We start from the raw sequence: 20291 nt of genomic DNA on the forward strand, positions 1-20291 counted from the left end.
AAGCGCACAGCTGGTGTGCTGCCCGGCGGCGCTGCGCTTGCGCGGGCCTACGGGGTGAAGGCCGAACTGTAGGCCGGGTAAGCATCGCGCCACCCGGCAAAATACCGACACAGAAGCGTAGCCCGGGTAAGGCGTTTACGCCGCAACCCGGGAATAACGTCCGTCCGGGCTGGTTGATTTCCCCGGCTTGCGCTGCGCTTAGCCGGGCTACCTTAGCCGGACTACCTGAGCCAGGCTGGCATGATGCCCGGCGGCGCTGCGCTTGCGCGGGCCTACGGGATGAAGGCCGAACTGTAGGCCGGGTCAGCATCGCGCCACCCGGCAAAATACCGACACAGAAGCGTAGCCCGGGTAAGGCGCTTGCGCCGCAACCCGGGAATAATGTCCGTCCGGGCAGGTAATACGGAAATAATGCCAGTCGGGCAGGTTAACTCACCAATTGTTTGAGCAGCGCAAAGGCCTCTTTCATTCGGTCCTCGCTGACGACAAAGGCGCGCAGCTGGTTAGCGGCATCCACCCCTTTCGCCACCAGCCCCTCTTTGGCGGCAAGCAGATTCCACGTCAGATCGTCTCGCTGCGTCTCACCGGCCAGATGCAGCGGCAGATCCGGCGTTTTGACCTTCACCAGCATCGGCGGCAGGGTCAGTTTGCTCGCCTGCGCCAGCAGGTTTTTCGCAAGGCACATCGCGCTCAGTAAAATCGGCTGCAGAAACGGCAGGACGCTGCCATTGATTTCCGCGCAGTCGCCGAGGGCGTAAATGGCCGGATCGCTGGTTTGCAGCCGGCTGTTCACCACCACGCCACGACGAATCATCAACCCGGCATGGCGCGCCAGCGCCGTTTCCGGGCGTAGACCGGCGGCGGCGACCACCGCATCGACGGTGACGCTGCGCTGACGATCAAGGCTGATGCGTATGCCGGCGGCGGTTTGCTCCAGTCCTTCAAGCTGTGTTTTCAACATCAGGTGCACGCCCATATCGGTGAGCCGATGCTGCAGACGGCTGCTGACCTCCGGCGGCATCAGCGCAGAGAGCACGCTGGCGGAGTTATCGACCACCGTCACCGCTTTCCCGGCGCGGCAGAAGTCCATCGCCAGCTCGCAGCCAATCAGGCCGCCGCCGACGATCAGCACGCGTTGCGCATCGTGGAGCTGACTCTGCGCGGCGCTGTATTCGCGCTGGCTGTTGAGGGTCTGCATCAGCTCGTGCCCCCGCACCGGCGGAATAAACGGCGCTGCGCCCGTCGCCAGCACCAGCTTGTCGTAGCGCCATTGACGAACCTCACTTTTCACCACTTTCGCTCCGGCGTCGATGCCACTGACCCAGGTGTGCGGAAACAGACGCAGATGGTACTGTTCGGCGAATTCGCCCGCCGTTTGCAGGGTCAGATCGTCGGCACGTTGGCCGCGGCTGACCACATGGCTGAGGTCCGGTTTGTTGTACTCATCCATGCTGTCGGCGGCGATCAGCGTCAGCGGAATGTGGGTATCCCGCTTGCGGATATTTTTCACCAGCTGACGGGCCGCAAAGCCCGAGCCGATGATGACGATGCCATCACTCATTTTGCCTCCGTCGCCAGTACGTCAAATACCTCTTTGCCGAGAGAGCATTCCGGGCACAGGAAGTTATCCGGGACCTCGCTCCACGGCGTCCCCGGCTGGACATCCTGGTTCGGTTCGCCTTTCGCCGGATAGTAAACCCACTGGCAGACGCTGCACTGCATCGACGGGCCGAGATCGGCTGCTGCCGCAGCGGCGCAGGCGCAGTTTTCCTGTTCCACCGGGGTGGCTTCGGCGACCGGCAGCGGCGAGAGCGCCCACTGACGGGCAATTTCACGGCCGTGTTCGCGGCAAATTTCCAGCGCGTCGAGGTCCGGGCGCCATTTGGCCTTCAGGCTCAGCGACATTTCAAAACCGGCATCCTGTAAGCGGGTGGACAGGCGATCGACCGCACCGCCGCTCCAGCCGTGAGAGCCGAAGGCGCTGGCGCGCTTGTTGCGAAAACGCAGGCCGGTCATCTCTTCAACCAGTCCGGCGATTTTCGGCATCATCACGTTATTCATGGTCGAAGTGCCGACCAGCACCCCTTTTGAGCGGAAGACGTTGGTCAGAATTTCGTTTTTATCGCTGCGGGCGACGTTGAAGATTTTCACCGCCACGCGCGGGTCCGTGTCGGTAATTCCCTGGGCTATCGCATCGGCCATCATGCGGGTATTGTTCGACATAGTGTCATAGAAGAGCGTGATGCGGTCTTCCTGGTAATCGGCGGCCCATTTCAGGTACAGCTCAACGATTTGCGTCGGGTTGTCGCGCCAGACCACGCCGTGGGAGGTGGCTATCATGTCGACCGGCAGGTTAAAGCCGAGGATTTCGGTGATTTTTGGCGTCACCAGGCGGCTGAACGGGGTCAGGATGTTGGCATAGTAGCGCTGACACTGCTCGAACAGCTCGCTCTGATCGACTTCATCATTAAACAGGTGTTCGTCGCAGTAGTGCTGGCCGAAGGCGTCATTGCTGAACAGGACCGCGTCGCCGGTCATATAGGTCATCATGCTGTCCGGCCAGTGCAGCATCGGCGTTTCGACGAAGATCAGCTGCTTGCCGTTACCGATGTCGAGGCTGTCCCCGGTTTTCACCACCTTAAAGTTCCACTCCGGGTGATGGTGATGGCCGGTTATGGAGTCAATGGCGTTGGCGGTGCAGTAAATCGGCGTATCCGGGATACTGTTCATCAGCTCGGTCAGCGCGCCGGCATGGTCTTCTTCCGCATGGTTAATCACGATGCAGTCAATATCGGCAAGATCGATCTCGCTACGCAGGTTCTGCACGAACTCGCGGCTGAATTTATGATCGACGGTATCAATCAGGACATTTTTCTCTTCACGGATGAGATAGCTGTTGTAGCTACTGCCGCGCAGCGTTTTGTATTCAGTACCGTGAAAATCACGCACTTCCCAGTCACGTTGGCCAACCCAATGAATATTATTTTTAACCACAACAGACATAGCCACCTCAATTAATTCAGCGTGTTCAGATAAGATGAATTGCTTATATCAAGTTGCATGCCAACTTTTTAATTTATTGATTTTAAATGTTTTTGTGTTTTCTTCTTAAACCGGTTGATGTCAAAATGACACTGGTTAAAATAGTCGTTATGACAATGATTAATGTCAAAATGACAATGGGGCTGCAATGAGCTTTTCCGTAGAGGTACTGGCGAAAATCGCCATTGATTTACAAAGCGATATTGGTCACGCCGACCGGTTCTCGCGTTTGATAGCCACCCTGCGGCAGGTGCTGGGATGTGATGCCTCGGCGCTGCTGCGCTACGACGCCCATCAGTTTGTGCCGCTGGCGATCGACGGACTGGCGCAGGATGTGCTGGGGCGACGCTTTGCATTGGCCGGTCACCCGCGGCTGGAGGCGATTGCCCGCGCGGGGGACGTCGTGCGCTTTCCGGCGGACAGCGATCTGCCCGACCCTTATGACGGGTTGATTCCCGGCCAGGAGAGCCTCAAGGTTCACGCCTGCGTAGGGCTGCCGCTGTTTGCCGGACAAACCCTGATAGGCGCTTTGACCCTCGACGGGATGGACGCCGACCGTTTCGATAGCTTCAGCGATGAGGAGCTACGGCTGATTGCCGCCCTGGTGGCAGGGGCGCTGAATAACGCGCTGCTCATTGCCCGCCTCGAAAATCAGAACGTGCTGCCGGAGGCGAGCGCGAGCTATACGCCTCCCGACCGCCAGGAGATTATCGGCCTGTCGGCGCCGATACAGCAGTTGAAAAAAGAGATCGATATCGTCGCCGCGTCGGATTTGAACGTGCTGATTAGCGGCGAAACCGGCACCGGCAAAGAGCTGGTGGCGAAAGCGGTCCATCAGGGATCGGCGCGGGCGGCCAATCCGCTGATCTATCTGAACTGTGCGGCGCTGCCGGAGAGCGTGGCGGAAAGCGAGCTGTTCGGGCATGTGAAAGGGGCGTTTACCGGGGCTATCAGCAACCGCAGCGGCAAGTTTGAAATGGCCGATAACGGGACCCTGTTTCTTGATGAGATTGGGGAGCTGTCGCTGGCGCTGCAGGCCAAGCTGCTGCGCGTATTGCAGTACGGCGATATTCAGCGCGTGGGCGACGATCGCAGCCTGCGGGTCGACGTGCGGGTACTGGCGGCCACCAACCGCGATCTGCGCCAGGAGGTGATCGCCGGCCGTTTTCGCGCCGATCTCTATCACCGCCTGAGCGTGTTTCCGCTCTCGGTGCCGGCGCTGCGCGATCGTGACGATGACGTGGTGCTGCTGGCGGGGTATTTCTGCGAGCAGTGCCGCCTGCGGATGGGGCTGGCGCAGGTGGTGCTGAGCGATGCCACGCGGGCAAGGCTGCGCAGCTGGCCGTGGCCTGGCAATGTGCGTGAGCTGGAACATGCGATTCATCGCGCGGTGGTGCTGGCGCGGGCGACGCAGGCTGGCGACGAGGTGCGGCTCTCCCCGGCGCATTTTCAATTTGCCGTCGACGCGCCCGGGCTGCCCGCCGCGACACCGGCGGCACCGATGCAGGCTATCAATCTGCGCGCGGCGACCGAGGCCTTCCAGCGCGAGGCGATTTCCCGCGCGTTAGCGGATAACCATCGCAACTGGGCTGCCGCCGCCCGCGCGCTGGAGCTTGATGTCGCCAACCTGCACCGGCTGGCGAAGCGTCTGGGGCTTAAAGAATCCCGGCCTGATAGAAGTTCTGCAGGTTAATCGCCCCAACCAGAAGGCCGTTTTCGTCGACCACCGGGGCGGCGCTGATTTTGTGCTTCATCAGCCGCTCTTTGGCTTCGACCGCGCGGCTTTCCGCCTGCAGGGTGACGCCATTGCGGGTCATCGCCCGGGCAACGGCATCGTCGAGCGTTCCGCCGCCGACCAGCCAGCGGCGCAGGTCGCCATCGGTGAAGACGCCCTGTACGCGGTTTTGCGCATCGCAAACCGCGACCAGACCGAGCCCGGTACGACTCAACTCCAGCATCGCGTCCATCACGCGGGTATCCAGATCGACGCGCGGGACATCGTCGTCGCGGCGCATCAGATGATGAACCTTGTTCAGCAGCCGCGCGCCGAGGGCGCCGGCGGGGTGTGAACGGGCGAAATCTTCTTCATTGAAACCGCGGGCCTGCATCACCGCCATCGCCAGCGCGTCGCCGAGCATCAGAGTGTTGACGGTGCTGGAGGTGGGGGCCAGATGCATCGGGCAGGCTTCGCGTTCGACGGCGATATCCAGTACCGCTTTTGCCGCCAGCGCCAGCGGGGATTGCGATTTTCCGGTCATCGCCAGCAGCGGGATCCCTTTCTCTTCCAGACGCGGAACGATGAGATCCAGCTCTTTGGCGCTGCCGGAGTAGGAGATAAACAGCATCACGTCGCGGCCATCCAGCATCCCGAGGTCGCCGTGCAGGGCCTCCGCCGGATGGACGAAAAAGGCCGGGGTGCCGGTACTGGCGAAAGTGGCCGCCAGCTTTTTGCCAATATGGCCTGACTTACCGATACCGGAGACCACCAGTTTCCCTTCGCAGTGGATGATGGTTTCCGCCGCGCGGATGAAGTCGTCGCCCAGGCGTTCAGGCAGACGGCTGGCCTCCTGTAGCTCCAGCATCAGAGTCTGGCGTCCGGCTTCTAACAGAAAGTTACTCATGTTCTTCTCCAGTGATAATCACTTCGATACCTTGATCTTCCAGCGCCCGCTGGAATGTCGGGTCAATACCGGCATCGGTAATCAGCTTGTCCACCCGCTCAAGGCCGCAGACGATATTCGGGCTCTTACGGCCAAATTTTGATGAGTCGGCCATCAGGATCACTTCTCTGGCGGCATTGCACATCGCTTTACTGACGGTATAGACCTCGTTGAAGGTGGTCACGCCGGCGTTCAGGTCGATGCCGTCGGTGCCCATAAACAGTTTGTCGAAGCTGAACTGCTCGAAGGCGTTTTCCGCCAGCTGTCCGTGGAAGGAGGCCGATTTCTTACGGAAGGTGCCGCCGGGCATCAGGATCGTTTGTTCATTATCCAGCTCGGAGAGGGCGTTGACGATATGCAGGCTGTTGGTCATGACCGTGATGTTATTGAAGCGGCTGAGCAGCGGCACCATTTGCAGCACCGTACTGCCGGCATCGAGGATGATCGAATCGCCGTCGTGGATGTAGCGCACCGCGGTTTCGGCGATCAGCGCTTTTTTATGGGTGTTAATCAGCGTCTTATGATCGATAGGCGGGTCGGGCTCATCTTTATTGAGGACCACGCCGCCGTAGGTGCGAATAACGGTACCGGCATTTTCGAGGATCACCAGATCCTTGCGGATGGTGGTGCCGGTGGTGTCGAAGTGTTGCGCCAGCTCTTCAACCGAGCATTTACCCTGCGCTTGCAGGTGCTCAACAATAGCTGCCTGGCGCTGACGTGGTTTCATAACGGTAGTATCCTATCCTGCGTTAAGTTTCGAAATGATAATTTCGCAAGATATTTACTTTTACAACGAAATTATACATGTTTCGGTTTAAGCGCTAATGATAGTGCATTCTGACAGAGCGGATCCTGGGGAAAGATCATATCTGGCTGCAATTGCTCACGATATTGCCCGTTTATTGCGGGGATTTTTTGCGGGCGGGCGAAGACGGTCACTCCTCGCATCAGCAGCGTATCGCTGACGCGATCGTGGTCGTCAAAGGCGATGGCGACGATCGCGCGCGGTTTGAAGCGGCCCGCTGAGCGCCCGACGCCGACCCGTCCTTGCAGGCAAAGTCGGTCAAAGGCGCGGTTAAACTGGCGAATCTGCCAGCCGCCAAGCGCCAGCTGCGCCAGCCAGGCGATGGCGGCGACGGTGATTAATGCGGTAACCATCAAAGTCTCCTTCCTTAAGCGATGTTGTCGGGAAGTTCCCGGGTCGCGGCGCGAGCGCCTTACCCGGGCTACCCGTCGGCAAGCCGCGCGGGCCTGCTGTTTGTAGCCCGGTCAGCGCAGCGCCAGCGGGGAACGTACCTTTGCCAGCGGGCTATTTCCCGGAAGCGGGGCTACGCACCTGTCCGGGCTACCCGTCGGCAAGCCGTGCGGACCTGTTGTTTGTAGCCCGGTCAGCGCAGCGCCAGCGGGGAGAAAACGGCATCCCGGCCCGGTGGGCCGGGTTTAAAACATCACCTGACCGCCGGTGATGTTAATCGACTGCCCGGTGCAGTAGGAGGCCTGCGGGCTGGCATAAAACATCAGGACGTTCAGGACATCCTGATAGTCGCAGCCGCGCTTCAGCGGCACCTTGTCGATGTAATACTGTTCGACTTCGTCCTCGGCAATGCCCAGTTTGCTGGCATATTGCGGCAGCAGTGACTGGAACATCGGCGATTTCAACAGGTTGCCCAGCATCAATGCATGAACGGTAATGCCGTATTCCGCCAGATCCAACGCCAGCGACTGGGTCAACCCGACGCCGCCAAACTTCGCCGCGCTATAGCCGGAATTGTGCTTGCTGCCGACTTTGCCGGATTTAGAGTTGATCTGAATAATGCGCCCCTTGATGCCATCGCGAATCATCAGCCGTGAAAATTCGCGAGCGCAGAGGAAGTAGCCCACCAGATTCACCTGCAGCGAGCGGTCAAAATCGCCGAGCGCGAAATCGCTGATAAAGGCCGCTTTGGCGATCCCGGCGCTGTACACCAACAGATCCACCCGGGCGAAAATTTCGTCCACGCCGCGGGCGAGGGCCATCACGCTGGCTTCGCTGGTGGCATCGGCGCCAAAGCCGTACGCCATTCCTTCGCCATACTCGTCGTTGATAGCCTGCGCGACGCGCGTGGCTTTATCGCTTTGGATATCCACAACCGCAACCCGATACCCCTGAGCGGCAAGGCCCCGGCTCAGAAACTCGCCTAAGGTTTGTCCACCGCCGATGACAACTGCAACCTGATTCATAGTCTTCTCCTGACAACTCATGCAACAAATTTCAATATACAGCCGGGGGCGATTGCCTCCGGCACGGGGCCAGCCACGTGGACCGTCCCCGGAAACTCCGCTTCGCGATGACCATCAAAGCGCAGCGTGATATGGCCCAGCTCGCGCAGATTCTGTTCGGCGACATCGCCGACGGCGGTGACCGGATAGCGTTGTTCGCCAAGCTGGAGTTCCGCGCCCGGCGCCAGCGCGCCGGAAAATTCGCCGTGGTTATGAATAAAGCAATACTCTTCAATGTCCGCCGGCGCGCCTTCGCGAAAGGTAATCAACATCTGTTCTTCAAGCGCCATCGTCGCGCTGGCGCCGATGCGCGTAATCGTGGTCTGGTAAATCACGGCCATCTTCAGGAACCTCTTATTGGTAAATAAATCCGGAAACAAACCAGGCTATAAGCACCGTTGGCGCGCCGGTCAGAAAACGTCCCACCAGTACCGAAGGAACCCCGACGCGTACCGTGTCCTGACGGGCTTCGGCAAGCGACAGCCCAACCGGAATAAAATCGCAGGCGGCCTGGGCGTTAATGGCGAACAGCGCCGGGAGTGCAAGGTGCGGGGGAATATTGCCGAGGCCAATCTGCACGCCGATCAGCACGCCAATGACCTGAGCGATAACCGCGCCAGGGCCGAGGAACGGCGACAGCAGCGGGAAGGAGCAGATCAGCGCCAGCGTGACCAGGCCCAGAGGATGACTGGCGAGCGGGGCCAGACCGTGGGCAATCCAGTCGCCGATGCCGGAGGCCATGATGATGCCGATCAGCGCCGAGACGAAAGCCATAAACGGCAGGATCGTTTTCAGCACCGTGTCGATGGTGTCGCGTCCGGACTGGAACAGCACCGCCACCACCGAGCCCATTCCCATGCCGACCTTCGCCAGCAGGCCATCGCTCTGCTCGGTAATTTTTTTGCTGGTATCGTAATCCCGCGGGGCTGGCTGGCCCGGCTTCGCTTCTGGCGCGACTGCGCCATCGCGGGTCAACAGGCGAATGTTCTCCTCTTTCACCCCGGAGACGTAAATATCTTCGACGATATATTGCGCCAGCGGGCCGGATTTGCCGGTGGCGTGGATATTGACGGTCGGGATACGACGCTTCGGATAAAGGCCGCAGCGTAAGGTGCCGCCGCAGTCGATAATGGCGACGCCGATCTCCTCTTCCGGCGGCTCGCCTTCTTTGAACCCGTCGACGGCCTGCCAGCCGGTCAGACTGGCTATCTTGTCGACGATTGCCGGGCGGGTGCCGGCGGTAATGTAGACGATCTTTTTACCGGCAACGGCGTCCAGTTCCAGGGGGCCGCCCCAGCCGCTGGCGCCTTTTTCAATACGAATACGGGTCATGAGGTTGCTCCGGAAAGATGAACTTTTTGCTCAAGCTGAATGCCCATTTTTTTCTCAAAAATCGAGGTGGTCAGATCGGTGACCCAACCGCGGAAGAAATTGGTGACCAGACCCACCAGCAGATAGCTCACCGCCAGCGGACCTAACGGCAGGCCAAGCGTGGTCAGGCCGCTGGCAATCCCGAGATAGACAAACAGCTCGCCAGGGTTGATATGGGGAAACAGGCCATTCATGGAGTGACAGCTGTAAGAGGCTGCCGCGTAGTAGCTGGGCTTGTACTTCTCGGGCATAAAGCGCCCGAGGCTCAGGGTCATCGGGTTACAGAACACAAAGGTGCCGATGCAGGGCAGCAGCAGATAGCGCGAGACAGGATTACCGGCGCAGCGTTGCGCCAGCTTTTCGATCCGCTGCTGACCGATAAAGTTGATCAGCGCGTTCATGATAACCAGCAGACTGATCAGAAGCGGCAGGATCCCGGTAACCATACCGGTAAACACCTCGCCCCCCTTCTGAAACAGGCCGATAAACCATTCGGCGCCGTGGGTAATGACTTCAATCATGGTTCTCTCCTTCAGATTCAGAGTGTTATTTTTCTTGCTAACTGGCAGCTTATTTTAATCACTTTGAAAGATTTAAAAGTGTTAAATTGATCGCAAAATGAAAGGTAAATATTTTATTTTGAAAGTTTATGCGCAAGGAGGGGGATATTTGCCGACGCAAAGGGGGGGATAAACGGGCGGATAATGAACCGGAAAGGGGGGGCTGTCGGGACTATTTTGTCCGCCAGTACATTGCTGCTTCCTTGTTGATGGCCGCATGCTTTACCATAATTATCCTTTGCCAAATTTGTTAAACGGATGTCCCATGTTGAAGCGTCGCTATCTGGCTTTACTTCCCCTGTGTGTTCTCCTCGCTGCCTGCAGCAGCAAACCTAAAATCAGCGCAGAAACCCAGACGGCGGGAGGCGGCGGTTTTTTGCTGGAGCCGCAGCATAATGTGGTGGAGATGGGGGGCGATTTCGCCAACAACCCGGCGGCGGAGCAGTTCATCGATAAAATGGTGAGCAAGCATGGCTTCGACAGACAGCAGCTGCATGAGATCCTCTCGCAGGCCAAACGCCTGGATTACGTTCTGCGCCTGATGGACCGTCAGGCACCGAGCGGACTACCGCCGTCAGGGCCTAACGGCGCCTGGCTGCGTTACAAAAAACAGTTTATTACCCCGGATAACGTGCAGAACGGCGTCGTATTCTGGAACCAGTATCAGGATGCGCTGAACCGCGCCTGGCAGGTGTACGGCGTGCCGCCGGAAATTATCGTCGGCATTATTGGCGTAGAGACCCGCTGGGGGCGCGTGATGGGTAAAACCCGCATCCTCGACGCCCTGGCGACGCTGTCGTTTAGCTACCCGCGCCGCGCCGACTATTTCTCCGGCGAGCTGGAAACCTTCCTGCTGATGGCGCGAAGCGAGCAAGATGATCCGTTAAACCTGAAAGGTTCTTTCGCCGGAGCCATGGGTTACGGTCAGTTTATGCCGTCTTCTTATAAACAGTATGCGGTGGACTTCAACGGCGACGGGCACATTAACCTGTGGGATCCGGTGGACGCTATCGGCAGCGTGGCGAACTATTTCAAACAGCACGGCTGGGTGAGTGGCGATCCGGTTGCGGTGCAGGCGCTGGGTCAGGCGCCGGGTCTGGAGAATGGTTTCAAAACCCACTACAGCATTGCGCAGCTTACGGCGGCAGGTTTGACGCCGATGCAAGCGCTGGGCAACCATCAGCAGGCCAGCCTGCTGCGCCTGGATATCGGTACCGGTTATCAGTACTGGTATGGTCTGCCGAACTTCTACACCATCACCCGCTATAACCACAGTACCCACTACGCGATGGCCGTCTGGCAGCTGGGCCTGGCCGTGGCTCAGGCCCGCGGACAGTAATCCTTCCCCGATACTCCCCTCGCGATGAGGGGAGTTCTGTTACATTTTGCAGCATTTCCCGCCGTTGACGCGGATTTACATTTTTCCGTCGATCTAATATTGTTACGTTATAACATATTTATCGGGTAAGGCTGTGACTTCTCTTTTTATGACATCCGCCGCGGTACGCGCAGGAATCGCCTGCGTACTGCTGGCGCTACTGTGGCTGGCGACCTGGTGGGCGGTAACCCTGCCATGATTGAACTGGATCACCTGGTAGCAGGTTACGAAGAGCTGGCAATTACGCCAGCCCTGAGCGGCGTTATTGCGGCAGGCAGCATGACGGCCATTGTCGGCCTGAACGGCTGCGGTAAATCAACGCTGTTGAAAACGCTGGCCGGTTTTATTCCTCCGGTCAGCGGCAGGCTGCGCTGGACGGTATCGCGTCCGGTGATTGGCTGGCTGGCGCAGCGTCATGCTCTCGAATCGCAGTTTCCGCTGACGGTACAGGACGTGGTGAGTCAAGGGGCCTGGCCGCATGTCTCTTTGCTGAGCGGGATCCGCGGCGAGTTCCGGCGGCGGATCGGCGCCGCACTGGAGCGCGTGGGGCTGGCATCGATGGCGAAAACGCCGATTGAGGCGCTCTCCGGCGGGCAGTTCCAGCGCATGCTGTTTGCCAGAGTCATCGTGCAACAGGCGCCGCTGGTGATGCTGGATGAACCCTTTACCGGGATTGATGAAGCGACCAGCCGCGAGCTGATGGGGCTGATCCTTGAGATGCATCAGCACGGGCAGACGATACTGGCGGTGCTGCATGATAACCAGCGCGTCGCTGAATATTTCCCGGAAACGCTGTTGCTGGAACCGCAGCGCGCCCGCTGGGGGAATACGGATGATGTACTGCCCGCCTTCGGCTCTGCGAGGCTGGCATGATCTGGCACACCTTTTTCCAGCCCTTTATTGAATTCGGCTTTATGCGCCGCGCGCTGCTGGTGTGCCTCGCACTCTCTCTGAGCACCACCATGCTTGGCGTCTTCTTACTGCTGCGACGAATGAGTCTGATGGGCGATGCGCTGTCGCACGCCATTTTACCCGGCGTGGCGGTGGGCTACCTGGTGAGCGGTATGTCGCTACTGGCCATGACTATCGGCGGTTTTATCGCCGGAATTGCCGTGGCGCTGGTGGCGGGCTGGGTCAGCCGACGCACGCCGCTGAAAGAGGATGCCAGCTTTGCCGGGTTTTACCTCGGGTCGCTGGCGCTGGGAGTGACGCTGGTGTCGCTGCGCGGCTCCAGCGTTGATCTGCTGCATCTACTGTTTGGCTCGATTCTGGCGGTGGATAACGACGCTGCGCTGTTTGTTAGCGGGGTAGCCAGCCTGACGCTGCTCTGCATCGCGCTGCTTTATCGTGGGCTGGTCAGCGAAGCCTTTGATAGCGCCTGGCTACAGGTGAACCACCCGCGGCTCCCGGCGCTGCTGCACGGGCTGTTCCTGGCGCTGCTGGTGCTCAATCTGGTCGCCGGGTTCCAGGTGCTGGGGACGTTGATGGCGGTTGGCGTGATGATGTTGCCGGCGGTGGCAGCGTGCTGCTGGGCGCGAACCTTGCCCGGTACCTTGCTGCTGGCGGCGCTGATGGGCGGCTTTTGTGCCTGGATGGGGTTAAGCCTGTCGTGGACGGCGAATTTACCGGCCGGGCCGTCCATCGTGTTGACCGCCAGCGGGATCTTTTTTATTTCGGTGTTTTTTGGCACGCGCAGCCGACTAGTCGTCAGCTGGCGTAAATTAATGGGGTAAGGAAATATGATGAAACGTACCGCAGTCATTCTGGCGCTGGCGTTAGGCCTCGCAACGCAGGGTGCGATGGCGAAAACGCTTAACGTGGTGAGTAGTTTTTCCGTGCTGGGCGATATGGTCCAGCAGGTGGGGGGCGAACATGTCCATGTTGATTCGCTGGTGGGACCGGACGGCGATCCGCATACCTTTGAACCTTCGCCGCAGGATAGCGCCTTGCTGAGCAAAGCCGATGTGGTGGTGGTTAACGGTCTGGGACTGGAAGGTTGGGTCGACAGATTAATCAAAGCTTCGGGTTTTAAAGGTGAGCTGGTGGTGGCGTCTGTCGGCGTAAAAACCCACACCCTCAATGAGGATGGCAAAACGGTTACCGACCCTCATGCGTGGAACAGCGCCGCTAACGGCGCGCTTTACGCGCAAAATATCCTTAACGGCCTGATCAAAGCCGATCCGCAGGATAAAGCCGCGCTGGAGGCATCCGGGAAACGCTACATCGGTCAACTGACGGAGATCGACGGTTGGGCAAAAAAACAGTTTACGGCAATTCCGCAGGCCAAACGCAAAGTGCTCACCAGCCATGATGCGTTTGGCTACTTTGGCCGCGCCTATGGTGTGACCTTCCTGGCCCCACAGGGGCTGTCGTCAGAAAGCGAAGCCAGCGCGGCGCAGGTGGCGGCGCTGATTCAACAAATTAAGGCCGACGGCGTCCATACCTGGTTTATGGAAAACCAGCTCGATCCGCGTCTGGTGAAACAAATTGCGGCCGCTACGGGGGCGCAGCCGGGTGGGGAACTTTATCCGGAAGCGCTTTCGAAACCGGGCGGCGTGGCGGATAGCTATGTGAAGATGTTGCGCCATAACGTCGAACTGATCGCCGCCAGCATGAAGTAAAACGCGTCCTGACGGTCCCGGCGTCGTCGGGGCCGCTCATTTTCGGAACCTCCCTCGTAAATTCGTGACCTCATCCCCATATCGGTGCTGAAAGTGCTATCTTTGATGGCCTCTTTATCTGGCTTAAACGGGGCGATAATGACAGATTCTGAATTAAAGCAACTGAGCGAGCAGGTCGGGCTGGCATTAAAAGCTCGCGCTGCGACGGTGACCACGGCAGAGTCCTGTACCGGCGGCTGGGTCGCGAAAGTGCTCACCGACATCGCCGGCAGTTCCGCGTGGTTTGAACGCGGGTTCGTGACCTACAGTAACGAAGCCAAATCGCAGATGATCGGCGTCAGCGAGACCACGCTCCTCGGCCACGGCGCAGTGAGCGAGCCGGTGGTGGTCGAGATGGCCGTTGGCGCCCTGCGCGCGGCGCGCGCCACCTATGCTATTTCGGTGAGCGGCATCGCCGGGCCGGATGGCGGCAGTGCGGAAAAACCGGTCGGCACGGTGTGGTTTGGCGTGGCCTGTGCGAACGGGCAGGGCGTGACCCGGCGTGAATGTTTTGCCGGAGACCGGGAGGCGGTGCGTCGTCAGGCAACGGCTTACGCGCTTAATCTCCTCTGGCAACAATTTCTACAAAATACTTGATACTGTATGACTATACAGTATAATTGCCTCAACAGAACAGCATTCACCACCCGGTTTCACCCGGCATGACAGGAGTAAAAATGGCTATCGACGAAAACAAACAGAAAGCGTTGGCGGCAGCACTGGGCCAGATTGAAAAACAGTTCGGCAAAGGCTCCATCATGCGCCTGGGTGAAGACCGTTCCATGGATGTGGAAACTATCTCCACCGGTTCGCTTTCACTGGATATCGCCCTGGGCGCCGGCGGTTTGCCGATGGGCCGTATCGTCGAAATCTACGGGCCTGAATCGTCCGGTAAAACGACACTGACCCTGCAGGTGATCGCCGCCGCGCAGCGTGAAGGTAAAACCTGTGCCTTTATCGATGCGGAACACGCGCTGGATCCGGTTTATGCACGTAAGCTGGGCGTCGATATCGACAACCTGCTGTGCTCTCAGCCGGATACCGGCGAACAGGCGCTGGAAATCTGTGACGCGCTGGCTCGCTCTGGCGCCGTAGATGTTATTGTTGTCGACTCCGTAGCGGCGCTGACGCCGAAGGCGGAAATCGAAGGCGAAATCGGCGACTCTCACATGGGCCTCGCGGCACGTATGATGAGCCAGGCGATGCGTAAGCTGGCCGGTAACCTGAAGCAGTCCAATACGCTGCTGATCTTCATCAACCAGATTCGTATGAAAATTGGCGTGATGTTCGGCAACCCGGAAACCACCACCGGTGGTAACGCGCTGAAATTCTATGCCTCTGTGCGTCTGGATATCCGTCGTATCGGTGCGGTGAAAGACGGCGACAACGTTGTCGGCAGCGAAACCCGCGTAAAAGTCGTGAAAAACAAAATCGCTGCGCCGTTCAAACAGGCTGAGTTCCAGATTCTTTACGGCGAAGGTATCAACTTCTTCGGCGAGCTGGTTGACCTGGGCGTGAAAGAGAAGCTGATTGAGAAAGCGGGCGCATGGTACAGCTACAACGGCGATAAGATTGGCCAGGGTAAAGCCAATGCTATCTCCTGGCTGAAAGATAACCCGGCTGCGGCAAAAGAGATTGAGAAAAAAGTGCGTGAGCTGCTGCTGAATAATCAGGATTCCACTCCTGATTTCGCGGTTGACGGTAACGGCGAGGGTGCGGAAGAAACCCACGAAGATTTCTGATAATCTCATGAAAAGATAACGAAGGGCTGCGCATGCGGCCCTTTTGCTTTTTTGATTGTCGAGGTGCCTGTGACTGAATCTTCATCCCGCCGTTCCGGCTATGCCCGTCTGCTGGACCGCGCAATCCGTATCCTGGCGATGCGCGACCATAGCGAACAGGAGCTGCGGCGTAAACTCGCTGCCCCGGTGCCGGGAAAAAATGGCCCGGAGACGCTGGACGTCACGCCGGAAGAGGTAGACACCGTTGTCGCCTGGTGCATTGAGAACCGCTACCTTGACGATGGCCGCTTTGTTCGCCAGTTTATTGCCAGCCGTAGCCGCAAAGGATATGGCCCGGCGCGTATCCGTCAGGAACTCAATCAGAAAGGTATCCCCCGCGACCTCAGCGAAAGCGCGATGCGCGAGTGCGATATTGACTGGGCCGCGCTGGCGAAAGAGCAGGCGCAGCGTAAATATGGCGAACCGCTCCCGACGGTATTTGCCGATAAAGTCAAAATCCAGCGGTTTTTGCTGTATCGTGGCTACCTGATGGAAGATATTCAGGAAATCTGGCGAAATTTTGCAGATTGACCCATCGGGTATTTTACTTCCCAGTAAAGAAAACTTATCTTATTCCCACTTTATTCCGTCCGGTCGCTGGCTGTTAACAGGCAATCAGCGCCCACGACGATTATTCCTTATACACAAAATCATTCGCGCTGCGTCAAGGCCGCAGGAGAGTGAGTGACCTGGAGCGTACAAAGGTACGTGGCCGGGGCGAACGAGCGCAGCCCGCGCAGAGGCAGCGTGAAAGGTGAAGTGTATAGCTTGATTTCAGGATAATTATGAGCAAGAGCACTGCTGAGATCCGTCAGGCGTTTCTCGATTTTTTCCATAGTAAGGGACACCAGGTCGTTGCGAGCAGCTCCCTGGTGCCGCACAACGACCCGACCCTACTGTTTACCAACGCCGGGATGAACCAGTTTAAGGATGTTTTCCTGGGTCTCGACAAACGCCACTATTCGCGCGCGACGACCGCACAGCGTTGCGTTCGTGCGGGTGGTAAACACAACGATCTGGAAAACGTCGGTTACACCGCGCGTCACCACACCTTCTTTGAAATGCTGGGTAACTTCAGCTTCGGCGATTACTTCAAGCAGGATGCCATCAAATACGCATGGGAACTGCTGACCGGGGAAAACTGGTTCGCGCTGCCGAAAGACAAACTGTGGGTTACCGTCTACGAAACCGATGACGAAGCCTTCGATATCTGGGCGAATGAAGTCGGCATTCCACGTGAGCGTATTATCCGCATTGGCGATAATAAAGGCGCGGCGTTCGCTTCTGATAACTTCTGGCAGATGGGCGATACCGGTCCGTGCGGTCCGTGCACCGAAATCTTCTTCGACCACGGCGACCACATCTGGGGCGGCCCTCCGGGTAGCCCGGAAGAAGATGGCGATCGCTACATTGAGATCTGGAACATCGTCTTCATGCAGTTTAACCGTCAGGCCGACGGTACCATGGAGCCGCTGCCAAAGCCGTCCGTCGACACCGGTATGGGTCTGGAGCGTATTGCTGCCGTTCTGCAGCACGTCAACTCCAACTATGATATCGACCTGTTCCGCACTCTGATTGAGAACGTCGCGAAAGTCACCGGCGCAACCGACCTGACGAACAAATCGCTGCGCGTTATCGCTGACCATATTCGTTCCTGCGCATTCCTGATTGCCGATGGCGTCATCCCGTCGAATGAAAACCGTGGCTACGTGCTGCGTCGTATCATTCGCCGTGCCGTGCGTCATGGCAACATGCTGGGCGCGAAAGAGACCTTCTTCTGGAAACTGGTTGCTCCGTTGATTGACGTGATGGGCGCCGCCGGTGAAGAGCTGAAGCAGCAGCAGGCTCAGGTTGAGCATGTGCTGAAAACCGAAGAAGAGCAGTTCGCGCGTACGCTGGAGCGCGGTCTGGCGCTGCTGGATGAAGAGCTGAGCAAGCTGAAGGGCGACACGCTGGATGGCGAAACCGCTTTCCGTCTGTACGATACCTATGGTTTCCCGGTTGACCTGACCGCTGACGTTTGCCGTGAGCGCGATATTAAGGTCGACGAAGCGGGCTTTGAAGCTGCAATGGAAGAGCAGCGCCGTCGTGCGCGTGAGTCCAGCGGCTTTGGCGCAGACTACAATGCGATGATTCGCATTGACAGCGCTTCTGAATTTAAAGGCTATGACCATCTGGAACTGAACGCGAAAGTGACCGCGCTGTTTATCGACGGTAAAGCCGTTGATACCGTGGCCGCAGGCCAGGAAGCGGTGGTCATTCTGGATCAAACGCCGTTCTATGCGGAATCCGGCGGCCAGGTGGGCGATAAAGGCGAGCTGAAAGGCGCCGGCTTCTCCTTCGCGGTTAACGATACGCAGAAATACGGCCAGGCCATTGGTCATATCGGTAAACTGACCCACGGTGCGCTGAATGTGGGCGATGCGCTGGAGGCTGATGTCGATCGGGCTCGCCGTCAGCGTATTCGTCTGAACCACTCGGCGACTCACCTGATGCATGCGGCATTACGTCAGGTTCTGGGGACACATGTGGCGCAGAAAGGCTCGCTGGTGAATGACAAAGCGCTGCGTTTTGACTTCTCTCACTTCGAAGCCATGAAGCCGGAAGAGATTCGCGCGGTGGAAGATCTGGTCAACGCTCAGATCCGCCGTAACCTGCCGGTTGAAACCAATATCATGGATTTGGATGCGGCAAGAGAGAAGGGCGCTATGGCGCTGTTCGGCGAGAAATATGACGATCGCGTTCGCGTACTGAGCATGGGCGATTTCTCCACCGAGCTGTGCGGCGGTACTCACGCCTCACGTACCGGTGATATTGGCCTGTTCCGTATTACCTCTGAATCCGGTACCGCTGCGGGCGTTCGCCGTATTGAGGCGGTGACCGGCGAAGGCGCCATTGCGTATCTGCATGCGCAGAGCGATCTGCTGGGCGATATTGCACAACTGCTGAAGGGCGATAGCCATAACCTTGGCGATAAAGTGCGTGCCGCGCTGGAACGTACCCGGGTGCTGGAAAAAGAGCTGCAGCAGCTGAAAGAGCAGGCGGCAGCGCAGGAGAGCGCAAACCTCTCCAGCAAAGCGGAAGAGATTAACGGCGTCAAATTGCTGGTCAGCGAGCTGGCCGGCGTTGAACCGAAAATGCTGCGTACCATGGTTGATGACCTGAAAAACCAACTGGGTTCTACGGTCGTTGTGTTAGCTACGGTGGCGGATGGTAAGGTTTCTCTGATTGCCGGTGTGTCTAAGGATGTGACAGATCGCGTGAAAGCAGGGGAGCTGGTTGGAATGGTCGCCCAGCAGGTGGGTGGCAAAGGGGGCGGTCGTCCGGATATGGCTCAGGCCGGCGGTACCGATGCGTCAGCTCTCCCTGCAGCGTTAGCCAGTGTGAAAGGCTGGGTCAGCGCAAAACTGTAATAACTATAAATGCATAGCTACCGCTATCCCCGGATAACGGTAGCTTGCCAGAGAAGCACTGATAACGATAAAGTCGGGTTGAAGTTGTGTATATCGGCTAAACTTAGGTTTAACAGAATGTGATGCCGTGACTGCTTACACCGCAAGGTGTTTGTCATCGCTTACTTTTTGGCGTTATATGATGGATAATGCCGGGATACGAGAGACCCGACTCTTTTAATCTTTCAAGGAGCAAAGAATGCTGATTCTGACTCGTCGAGTTGGTGAGACCCTCATGATTGGAGATGAGGTCACTGTGACAGTTTTAGGGGTTAAGGGTAACCAGGTACGTATTGGCGTGAATGCCCCTAAAGAAGTCTCCGTGCATCGTGAAGAGATCTACCAGCGTATCCAGGCTGAAAAATCCCAGCAGTCCAGTTACTAATGTTTTCGCGCCTCGCGATTCCGTGAGGCGCATCCCCCGTTCCCGTCCTTTTTTCTGGCTTTTCTTCTTCTGTTACCTCGTTTTTCTGTTTATCGCTCATTGTGCGCAGCATTTATCTTTTGCCTGCCGCTGGCTGAAATCCCTGAATTCCTGTTGATAAAACACTCTTTTTGCCGTTTTTGCAGGCTAATTGCGCGGTAAGTGTGCAAACGGAAAAAGGTCTCGAAAAATTGTTTGACTTATAAGTACCAGAAAGTAATATGTGCGCCATCGCAGCGACGAAGAGCAGAAACAAGTTCTTCGAAGCACTCGTAAGAGGCGTGTGGTGAGGTGGCCGAGAGGCTGAAGGCGCTCCCCTGCTAAGGGAGTATGCGGTCAAAAGCTGCATCCGGGGTTCGAATCCCCGCCTCACCGCCATTTTGCATCCGTAGCTCAGCTGGATAGAGTACTCGGCTACGAACCGAGCGGTCGGAGGTTCGAATCCTCCCGGATGCACCATATTATCCATTACTTCAGCAATGAAGGGGTGGTTGAGGTAGCGGTGATAACCGCAAGCACCAGGAAGGATAACGTTGCATTAGCAACGGCCCGCAGGGCGAGGCGAAAGCCGAGTCATCCTCCCGGATGCACCATCTTACTCAGTGTGGCAAGTGTTAGATGTGACACTGACGCGTAGTAAAGCAGTTCTCCCTGATGCATCCGTAGCTCAGCTGGATAGAGTACTCGGCTACGAACCGAGCGGT

19 protein-coding genes and 2 tRNA genes are annotated in these 20291 nt (G+C 57.9%); 12 read left to right on the forward strand and 9 right to left on the reverse strand.

The features are described from left to right. Positions 1-427 precede the first annotated feature (427 nt). Complete coding sequence (gene norW, locus CWM52_RS24790) at positions 428-1561, reverse strand: NADH:flavorubredoxin reductase NorW (protein WP_100686491.1); 1134 nt, start codon at positions 1559-1561, stop codon at positions 428-430. Then, entirely contained in the window at positions 1558-3003 is a 1446-nt protein-coding gene (gene norV / locus CWM52_RS24795; RefSeq protein ID WP_100686492.1) for an anaerobic nitric oxide reductase flavorubredoxin, read from the reverse strand. The genes norW and norV overlap by 4 nt, the downstream gene beginning before the upstream one ends. Positions 3004-3190: 187 nt before the next feature. Between norV and norR the strand changes: the two genes are divergently transcribed. Further along, a complete protein-coding gene (norR, locus tag CWM52_RS24805; protein WP_100686493.1) occupies positions 3191-4735 on the forward strand; it encodes a nitric oxide reductase transcriptional regulator NorR in 1545 nt (514 codons plus the stop codon). Here the strand turns inward: norR and gutQ are convergent. The 7 genes from gutQ to srlA form a co-directional block, all read right to left on the reverse strand. Next, positions 4698-5663, reverse strand: a complete 966-nt coding sequence (gutQ, locus tag CWM52_RS24810; RefSeq protein WP_100686494.1) for an arabinose-5-phosphate isomerase GutQ — start codon at positions 5661-5663, stop codon at positions 4698-4700. The genes norR and gutQ overlap by 38 nt on opposite strands. Next, complete coding sequence (gene srlR / locus CWM52_RS24815) at positions 5656-6429, reverse strand: glucitol operon DNA-binding transcriptional repressor SrlR (protein WP_100686495.1); 774 nt, start codon at positions 6427-6429, stop codon at positions 5656-5658. Before srlR ends, gutQ begins: the two co-directional genes overlap by 8 nt. A 71-nt stretch (positions 6430-6500) precedes the next feature. Continuing rightward, positions 6501-6860 carry a transcriptional regulator GutM gene (gutM, locus tag CWM52_RS24820; RefSeq protein WP_100686496.1) on the reverse strand — a complete coding sequence of 120 codons (360 nt, stop codon included), beginning with the start codon at positions 6858-6860 and terminating at the stop codon, positions 6501-6503. A gap of 282 nt (positions 6861-7142) precedes the next feature. Further along, positions 7143-7922 (reverse strand): sorbitol-6-phosphate dehydrogenase, encoded by a 780-nt coding sequence (gene srlD, locus CWM52_RS24825; RefSeq protein WP_032691005.1) that lies wholly within the window; start codon positions 7920-7922, stop codon positions 7143-7145. Positions 7923-7939: 17 nt separating this feature from the next. Beyond that, on the reverse strand, positions 7940-8302 hold the full coding sequence (gene srlB / locus CWM52_RS24830; RefSeq protein ID WP_100686497.1) for a PTS glucitol/sorbitol transporter subunit IIA: 363 nt from the start codon (positions 8300-8302) through the stop codon (positions 7940-7942). Positions 8303-8315: 13 nt separating this feature from the next. Further along, positions 8316-9293 carry a PTS glucitol/sorbitol transporter subunit IIB gene (locus tag CWM52_RS24835; protein ID WP_100686498.1) on the reverse strand — a complete coding sequence of 326 codons (978 nt, stop codon included), beginning with the start codon at positions 9291-9293 and terminating at the stop codon, positions 8316-8318. Beyond that, positions 9290-9853 (reverse strand): PTS glucitol/sorbitol transporter subunit IIC, encoded by a 564-nt coding sequence (gene srlA / locus CWM52_RS24840; protein ID WP_100686499.1) that lies wholly within the window; start codon positions 9851-9853, stop codon positions 9290-9292. The genes CWM52_RS24835 and srlA overlap by 4 nt, the downstream gene beginning before the upstream one ends. 304 nt (positions 9854-10157) lie before the next feature. Here srlA and mltB point away from each other — a divergent pair, with 304 nt between their 5' ends. The 11 genes from mltB to CWM52_RS24895 all read left to right on the forward strand — a co-directional run bounded on the left by mltB (position 10158) and on the right by CWM52_RS24895 (position 20046). Further along, positions 10158-11231: a lytic murein transglycosylase B gene (gene mltB, locus CWM52_RS24845; RefSeq protein ID WP_160703129.1), complete on the forward strand. Its 1074-nt coding sequence runs from the start codon at positions 10158-10160 to the stop codon at positions 11229-11231. A gap of 201 nt (positions 11232-11432) precedes the next feature. After that, positions 11433-12143 (forward strand): ATP-binding cassette domain-containing protein, encoded by a 711-nt coding sequence (locus CWM52_RS24850; RefSeq protein ID WP_165785438.1) that lies wholly within the window; start codon positions 11433-11435, stop codon positions 12141-12143. Beyond that, positions 12140-13003 carry a metal ABC transporter permease gene (locus tag CWM52_RS24855; RefSeq protein ID WP_032691010.1) on the forward strand — a complete coding sequence of 288 codons (864 nt, stop codon included), beginning with the start codon at positions 12140-12142 and terminating at the stop codon, positions 13001-13003. Before CWM52_RS24850 ends, CWM52_RS24855 begins: the two co-directional genes overlap by 4 nt. 9 nt (positions 13004-13012) lie before the next feature. Next, on the forward strand, positions 13013-13891 hold the full coding sequence (locus CWM52_RS24860) for a metal ABC transporter substrate-binding protein (RefSeq protein ID WP_100686502.1): 879 nt from the start codon (positions 13013-13015) through the stop codon (positions 13889-13891). Between the two features lie 138 nt (positions 13892-14029). Next, positions 14030-14527 carry a nicotinamide-nucleotide amidase gene (gene pncC / locus CWM52_RS24865; protein ID WP_100686503.1) on the forward strand — a complete coding sequence of 166 codons (498 nt, stop codon included), beginning with the start codon at positions 14030-14032 and terminating at the stop codon, positions 14525-14527. A gap of 80 nt (positions 14528-14607) precedes the next feature. Beyond that, on the forward strand, positions 14608-15672 hold the full coding sequence (recA, locus tag CWM52_RS24870; RefSeq protein WP_100686504.1) for a recombinase RecA: 1065 nt from the start codon (positions 14608-14610) through the stop codon (positions 15670-15672). Between the two features lie 69 nt (positions 15673-15741). After that, positions 15742-16242, forward strand: a complete 501-nt coding sequence (gene recX, locus CWM52_RS24875; protein ID WP_100686505.1) for a recombination regulator RecX — start codon at positions 15742-15744, stop codon at positions 16240-16242. A gap of 254 nt (positions 16243-16496) precedes the next feature. Beyond that, entirely contained in the window at positions 16497-19124 is a 2628-nt protein-coding gene (gene alaS / locus CWM52_RS24880; RefSeq protein WP_100686506.1) for an alanine--tRNA ligase, read from the forward strand. Between the two features lie 238 nt (positions 19125-19362). Then, the gene (gene csrA / locus CWM52_RS24885) at positions 19363-19548 is read left to right on the forward strand and encodes a carbon storage regulator CsrA (protein ID WP_000906486.1); all 186 of its coding nucleotides are present in this window, start codon (positions 19363-19365) and stop codon (positions 19546-19548) included. 324 nt (positions 19549-19872) lie between these two features. Next, positions 19873-19965 (forward strand) — tRNA-Ser (locus tag CWM52_RS24890). 4 nt (positions 19966-19969) lie between these two features. Beyond that, positions 19970-20046 (forward strand) — tRNA-Arg (locus CWM52_RS24895). Positions 20047-20291 lie beyond the last annotated feature (245 nt).

The organism is Raoultella sp. T31, assembly GCF_002806725.1.
Taxonomy (GTDB): domain Bacteria; phylum Pseudomonadota; class Gammaproteobacteria; order Enterobacterales; family Enterobacteriaceae; genus Klebsiella; species Klebsiella electrica.